Source organism: Daejeonella sp. (genome assembly GCF_044232565.1).
Classification (GTDB): Bacteria; Bacteroidota; Bacteroidia; order Sphingobacteriales; family Sphingobacteriaceae; genus Daejeonella.
On sequence record NZ_JBIILQ010000237.1, the window covers coordinates 1 to 4139 of the forward strand.

The 4139-nt window shown below is 37.8% G+C and carries 3 protein-coding genes; all 3 read left to right on the plus strand.

All coding sequences use genetic code 11. The features are described from left to right. On the plus strand, nucleotides 1–2051 hold a 2051-nt coding region (locus ACILQF_RS11160), incomplete at its 5' end, for a SusC/RagA family TonB-linked outer membrane protein (protein ID WP_395627486.1). Between the two features lie 122 nt (nucleotides 2052–2173). Next, a complete protein-coding gene (locus ACILQF_RS11165; RefSeq protein ID WP_395627487.1) occupies nucleotides 2174–3496 on the plus strand; it encodes a RagB/SusD family nutrient uptake outer membrane protein in 1323 nt (440 codons plus the stop codon). 192 nt (nucleotides 3497–3688) lie between these two features. Then, nucleotides 3689–4139: ion transporter (locus tag ACILQF_RS11170; protein WP_395627488.1), on the plus strand; the 451-nt coding region annotated here is incomplete at its 3' end.

Below are 4139 nucleotides of genomic sequence, written 5' to 3' on the forward strand. Positions count from 1 at the left end.
TCCATAATAATGAGCTTTCACTTTCTGGTGGTACCAAGAAAACACAATACTTTTTATCAGGCAGTTATTTAGGTCAGACGGGTGTTGTAATTGGCAGCGGATTTACCCGTGGTAACGTCAGGTTTAATTTCGACCAGACTATCAATGACCGCTTAAAGGTTGGTATCAATATGAGTATGAATCGTGCAAAAACTGATCGTGTAAGTACTGGTGACCGTGATGGCATTGTTGCTGTAGCCATTGTAAAATCACCGGCAGTTCCTGCTCGTAATGCCGATGGTTCATTAAACCCTAACGATCCATACATCAGTAATATTGATAACCCATTGATCATTGCAGATCAGGTTAGAAATGATGCCTTCAGCAACAGAGCCTTAGGGAATGCATTTCTTGAGTTTAAGATCCTTGACGGACTGAACTTCAGAAGCAGCATTGGTGTTGATTATTTAAGTCTGGAGGAAGTTTATTTTGTACCACCAAATAAACTTACTGTAGTAGGAAGAACAACAAATGGTACCGGTACAAACAGTATGACTCAGGATAAAGGATGGATTAATGAAAATACCTTGAATTACAATAAAACATTCAAAGAAAATCACAAAGTCAATGTCCTTTTAGGGTATTCAAACCAAGAATCTATATTTAACAGAACTGTAGCATCGGCTTCAAACTTTGCGCTTGAGGCGATTCAAACTTTAGGTTCAGCCTCTATCAAAAATTCTAGCTCTACAGGTAGCAGTTGGGGTTTAACCTCTTATTTTAGTAGGTTAAACTACTCTTTTAAAGACAAATTCAATTTAGCAGCCAGTTATCGTATTGACGGATCTTCAAGATTCAGTGAAAACAATAAGTATGGTCGCTTCCCTTCTGTTTCTGCGGCATATCGCCTAGGGCAGGAAGATTTCTTAAAAGATCTTACATGGGTTGAAGATGTTAAAGTGAGAGCAAGCTGGGGCCGCACAGGTAACCAGGAGATTGGCAATTTTACATCAAGAGGATTATTCGGTGGTGGCTTTAACTATATCGGTTCAAGTGGCCTGGCTCAAACTCAGTTAGCTAACCCCGATTTAAGCTGGGAGAGTACTGAGCAAACAAATTTAGGTTTAGATCTGAGCTTTTTCAAAGGAAAAATCAATTTCAGTATTGACGCTTATAAGAAAAATACTTCAGGATTGTTATTGGCAGTATCATTACCTACAAGTTCAGGATTTGCAAGCTCATTGCAGAACGTAGGTAATGTGGAGAACAAAGGAATTGAACTTGCTTTGAACACAGTAAATATTGACAAAACCAACTTTAAATGGTCGACTGATTTCAATATTTCATTTAACAGAAACGAAGTTACAAACTTACCTGGCGGAGATATTCCCCTAGGATTTAATGGCTACGCCAGTGTAATAAAACAAGGTTATCCCATAGGTACTTTCTATGGATGGAATCTTCTTCGTGTTAATCCAGCTACTGGAAATTATGATGTACAGGATGTAAATGGAGACGGAAACATCCCATTGGCTTCAACCACCCTTGACAACGTAGTACTTGGAAGTGCACAACCGAAATTTACGGGAGGTTTTACAAACTCTGTATCCTATAAAAATTTCGATGCTTCTGTTTTTTTACATTTTGTTTATGGAAACATGATCTTCAATCAAGCTGAATATTCATATGGAAGACTTCATACCTGGTTCAATTCATCAACTTTAGCAAGAAACAGATGGAGAAAACCTGGTGATGTTGCAACATTACACCGTGCCGCATGGGGAGATCCAACAAGAAATGGATCAGTTTCTAACCGCGTATTGCAGGATGGATCATTCTTAAGAGTGAAAAATATTGCCATGGGCTATAACATTAAAAATTCTGCTATGAAAAAAGCCGGAATTCAAAACCTAAGAGTTTATGCTGCAGGTCAGAATATTTTTACTTTCACTGACTATCGCGGTTATGACCCTGAGGTTAATGCAAATGGAAATGATACGACTTTAGGTTTTGATATGAGTTCATATCCTCAGGCAAGATCATTCTCATTAGGTTTAAACGCTACATTTTAATATAAAATTTATGAGATTATCATGATTTTGCTAAAACCCGCAGGGGTAAACTAACTAAATCATGATTGCCCTGCCGAACAGCAGGCATGTTCATAACCATTAATAATCTAAAAAATAAAAAGATGAAAAAAATATTTTTAATATTCTTCATATACCTGACTGTATCATCATGTGATGTTATCAATCAGGAACCGATAGATTCAGTTTCAACACAGTCTCTATTCAAGCTCCCTTCAGATGCTGATGCAGCAATTATTGGAACCTATCGCTACCTGGCTAATCTGGGTTCCAATTATATCTATTTTGCAGAATTACCCACAAAAAACAGCAAGGGTAATGCACTGAACCGCCAGTTTGAGCAATTGAATAATCTGATTATTGTTGCAGATAACTCACAATTTACAGGATTATGGGATCAGCAATTCGTTTTGATCAATTCTGCTAACGTAGTTATTGCAAAAGTTCCGGGAATTCCGGGAATGGCTGATGCTGCTAAAAATTCAATAGTTGCAGAAGCCCGCTTCTTGAGAGCGTTTACGTATTTTAATCTGGTTAGATATTTCGGCGCGGTGCCACTGATCACCACACCCACTGAAAGTCCGGATGTACCTGCACTTCAGGTATCCAGAACCCCCGTTGCGGATGTTTATACTCAAATTCTTGCAGATCTTGATTTTGCAAAATTAAACTTGCCAGAAACTCATGAAGGATTAGGTAAGACAGGCCGGGCAACTAAAGCTGCAGCCTTTGCATTAGGCGCAAGAATACACCTGACAAGAAAAAACTACCCACTTGCAATTGCTGATGCGAATCAGGTGATCAACAGAAGAGGTGAAGCTTTAAGTGTAGCCTATGCCAATTTGTTTCTTAGCAAAAATTCTGCAGAGTCAATTTTGGAGATCAATTATGACACTCAATTGCAAAACAACCTAGCCACGACATTCCTTCCCGGAACTCTTGGTGGTACCAGAACAATTGAGGTGAATAACGACATTTTCAATGCTTACGAAGCTGGCGACCTTAGAAAGGATGCTACCTATGGCTTTGCAAATGCGGCAAACTACATGAAAAAGTATTCAAGAGGAGGAACAAAAGATGATAATATTATCGTATTCCGTCTTGCAGAAGTACTTTTATCAAAGGCTGAAGCATTAGCAGAAACAAGCTATCCAAGTGCTGACGCTGTCAAACTTCTTAATGAAGTTCGGAGAAGAGCAGGCTTAGCTGCTATAAACCCGGCAACTATAGCAGATTTCAGAACTGCATTATATAAAGAGAGAAGACTTGAGCTTTGTTTTGAAGGTCACGAATGGTTTGATATTGTCAGAACCGGACGCCTTCAGGCAGTTCTTGGCATTACAGATAATAACAAGTCAATCTGGCCTGTACCATCTGTAGAAATTGCGCGTAATCCTAAATTACAACCACAAAATCCTGGTTATTAACTAAGGTCAATTTAAATTTTACAAAGCCCAGTATCTGAAATCAGATACTGGGCTTTGTTTTTACTGACAAATTAAAAAATTATCTTTCCCTGTTTTAAGAACTGTCCAAACATATACTCAATAAATTGTTTAGTATATTAGCTTTGTAATCGTTTATAAAACCTTTGGCTTAACCTAGCTAATTATCAAAAAATGTTTTTCAAATACAACGACGAATTAAGGCGAAAAATCTACACCATCGTATTCCAATCAGATACTCGCCCTGGCAGATTATTTGATCTGGTTTTACTTTGGGTAATCCTTTTAAGTATCATCTCAGTCTTTTTAGAGAGTGTTGCTAGTTTTCGCGAGAAATATTTATTCGCCATACAAATCTTAGAGTGGTTCTTTACCATTTTATTTACACTTGAGTATGCGGTTAGGATATATAGTAGTAAAAAACCTTGGACTTATATTTTTAGTTTCTACGGACTAATTGACTTAATTTCATTCATCCCCAACTACCTCAGTATCCTATTTCCTGGAGCGCAGTATTTAATGGTTATTCGTGCCCTGCGTCTTTTAAGGGTCTTTCGTATTCTTAAATTAAGCAGGTTTATTAATGAGGGCAATGTTTTAAAAAATGCACTCAAAGCTAGTATAC

Bases quoted from the DNA above. Each gene is read 5' to 3' on its own strand.
- ACILQF_RS11165 (WP_395627487.1), top strand. From the start codon at position 2,174: ATGAAAAAAATATTTTTAATATTCTTCATATACCTGACTGTATCATCA.